The sequence below is a fragment of the Streptomyces sp. NPDC090045 genome, assembly GCF_044747975.1.
In the GTDB taxonomy this organism is placed as follows: Bacteria; Actinomycetota; Actinomycetes; order Streptomycetales; family Streptomycetaceae; genus Streptomyces.
Genome location: NZ_JBIVFA010000042.1, coordinates 1 through 2,848 on the forward strand (window position 1 = coordinate 1; position 2,848 = coordinate 2,848).

The following is a 2,848-nucleotide window of genomic DNA, read 5'->3' on the forward strand; positions in this document are numbered from 1 at the left end:
CTGCGGCCACTGGATCCAGCAGGAACGCCCGAACGAGGTCAACCGCCTGCTGACCGACTGGCTCACCACCCTCCAGGGCTGAACCAGACGCGCCGAGCACCAGCACCCGGCCCCGGACGAAGAAGTACCTCTTCGCCTGGCGAGAGACGCCGGGCAACCAACCATCGCGCCTGTTGCCGTCTGCCCCACCACCGTCGTCTACGAGACCGCCCCTTGACCCCCGCAGAACACCCAGAGGTCCGGCTACGCCGTAGCCGGACCATCACGGAAGGAGGATCCCCATGGGATGCCGCGTCTGGCGACACACCATCGCCGGCCGCACCCTCCTTGAACAGGGCGCGCAGCTCGTCGGCTGCCTCCTCCCGCTCTGTATCGTCCAGGCCTTCCAGTAGATGCTCGAAGCGCGTCCGCCACTCCCTTTCCTAGAGTTCGCGTTCCCGCTCGGCCCCGCCGCTCGCGGTCAGTTCGGCCGCGGTGCGGTCAAGCCGCTCCAGCTGCACCTGTTTCCGCCGGTCGCCGCCCCGAACCATCGTGCGACCCGCACACGGAGCCGCCCACATTCCACGCTGCCGCAGAGGCAAGGCGGTGCCGTCACGCAGCCGAACGCCTTTCAATCCCTCGAATCCGCCGGGTCCGATGAGCGCCTCGCCCTGGCCCGTACGGCGGGCGAGCGGGTCAACGCCGAGGGCCAGGGCATCGTCCCAGTCAGCCCAGGCCCAGGTATCCCACATCCGCATCCACAGCGCCATTGCAGGCATGATGGGGTCGCCGGAGAGTTGCGCGGACCACGTGGCCCGTTCGCAGGCCATGGCGACGAGCTCGGGATGTCCGAGGGCGTGAGCGGCGGTGTGGGCGAACTTGCAGGCCACCGCGTAGATCGCGAACCCTTCTTCACGCTCGTGGCTGGTGGACGCCTCTGCCAGGGCTCGCGCCTCTCGCAGAATGTCCAGCAAATCGCTCAACACGGCGGCGTTCGCCGCGGCATCGCGCAGGCGGAGCAGGCGCTTCATGTCGTGCCACAGCACCTCGGACGGGCGCGGGGTGCCGTCGAAGACCGGTGCCAAGTCGAAGCGACGCAACTCCCGCAGGATTGAGGCCGCGGATACCTGCCATTTGGTTTCGGCTCCGCCGCCTGAGTACGGGCGCTCGATCAAGGTGTTCGGGTGGCAATGCAGAGCGGCGGCAACCGCGTTGATCAGCCCGGCCCGGTCCAGCTCGATCCGGCCCTTCTCCAGTTTGGACACCCATCCCTGAGTCCGCCCGAGCGCGGCGGCGAGGTCGGCTTGAGTCATCCCGACCGACAGCCGCTGACGCCGGACCAGCTGCCCGATCCGCTCCTACTCCTCGATGTACCCGCTCACACCCACCACCCCGATCTGCGACCGCTTCTGATGCGACGGAACCGCTGGGGCGGGCTAGACGGTGGGCCTTGGCCAAGGGATCTCAACATACAGAAGCTGCCTGCGACGAGTAGCAACATGCAGCGCAGCGACTTCGCCCCTGTTGCTGGCCATCGCTCCAAGTCGCCCAGACCTGGGGCGCCCGGAGTCGATGGTCGCAACCGGCCCCGTTCGTGGTGCTGGCCCTGCAGCCGGTTTCGCTCGCTGTCCCAGTTCGCTGGTGGCAGACCGGCGGCCCCACGCAATGAGTGGAGATCGCACCGCTACCCATGTCAACGTAAAGCCCTGAAGGGAAACCACAGATCAGGGGGCATTTTGAGTTCTGGACGGGAGTGCTTGTCCGGCTGTTTCACGGGGAACTTCATTGCGCGACACAGGGCCGAGATCCCTGGGATTCACGAGGGCGGAACGGTCCGCCCGCCGGCATGCAGGAGGGGACGAGCCCCGCTGACCGCAAGGAGTGCGGGTCAGGCCCGGTACCTGGCTGCGGGCGACTGCGGCTCCTCTATCACCCCATCCGTGAATTCGGAAATCACGGTTTCTCCGGATCATTGGATCTGTTCGCGGCGGCCGTGCTTGGCGGTGGAGCTTGTATGGACGGCCGGTTATCCCTCGCCTGGTGTTTGGTGCCTCAATGTCCTGAGGAGCTACCCGTGTGCTCACGCTTGCTCTCTAGCCCTGCTGTCGCAGCTGCCGGGTGTCGACTGATGCGCGGTGTACCGCTTCACTGCTTCTGGGAACCCACGCCTTGTTGACCTGTGTACTCGCGCCGAGGGTCTCGTGTATGAATTTCTGGTCTGCAGTGCGGCGACATCAGGCCATCGGATTTCGGAACGGGGGCTAGTGAAGTCCCGATTCGGTTCGGGCGGGTGGTGGCCTCGGTGGCGAATTTTATGTGAAATGGAGTTTGTGTTGGCGCACGGAGGGAGCTATGCGCTGCTGACACCAGCAGAGGTAGCTGACTGGCTGAAGGTAAGTGAAATTACCATAAAAAACAAATACAGGGCGTGGGGCATTAGACCGCAAAAGGTGGGGCGGCTTCTGCGCTTCCGTGAGCGTGATGTAGTGGATTACCTCGACCGGAGATATGGGTAGATGCTGACTTTCCTCGTGGGATGGGGTGAAGAAAGGGGGGCGTGTTAGCTTGGCGAGGGTTTTTCAGAAGTGTAAAGAGGATGGGCGGAGTAGGAATTACCCTTGCGTTGGCGCGCGCTGTGGTCATCCGTGGACCGTCAGGTATAGGGAGCCTGGTGGTCGCAGCGGCCGTCAGCGCGAGGAATCGTTCGGGAAGAAGGGGGCGGCGGACGCATTTGCGGCGAAGATCGAGCGCGAAAAGGACCTGGGTACCTACATAGAGCTCGTAACACGATCATGAATCGTGTTTCTTGAGGCGTCTCCAGCAGATGAGACTGCAGGCGAGGGAGACGAACGCGTCGTGGAGTTCGGTG

The 2,848-nt window shown here is 64.5% G+C and carries 2 protein-coding genes and 1 pseudogene; 2 read left to right on the forward strand and 1 reads right to left on the reverse strand.

Annotation, left to right across the window (positions count from 1 at the left end; genetic code table 11):
* The coding region (locus tag ACIPYQ_RS41165) for an alpha/beta fold hydrolase (RefSeq protein ID WP_401258124.1) at positions 1-82 on the forward strand (82 nt) is incomplete at its 5' end.
* Between the two features lie 382 nt (positions 83-464).
* On the opposite strand, the pseudogene ACIPYQ_RS41170 reads toward ACIPYQ_RS41165, so the two are convergent.
* Positions 465-1,292, reverse strand: a pseudogene (locus ACIPYQ_RS41170) (helix-turn-helix domain-containing protein); the annotation flags it as partial.
* A gap of 1,008 nt (positions 1,293-2,300) precedes the next feature.
* Here ACIPYQ_RS41170 and ACIPYQ_RS41175 point away from each other — a divergent pair.
* Entirely contained in the window at positions 2,301-2,495 is a 195-nt protein-coding gene (locus tag ACIPYQ_RS41175) for a helix-turn-helix domain-containing protein (protein ID WP_401259812.1), read from the forward strand.
* The last annotated feature ends 353 nt before the right edge of the window (positions 2,496-2,848 follow it).

Bases quoted from the DNA above. Each gene is read 5' to 3' on its own strand.
- ACIPYQ_RS41175 (WP_401259812.1), top strand. From the start codon at position 2,301: ATGGAGTTTGTGTTGGCGCACGGAGGGAGCTATGCGCTGCTGACACCA.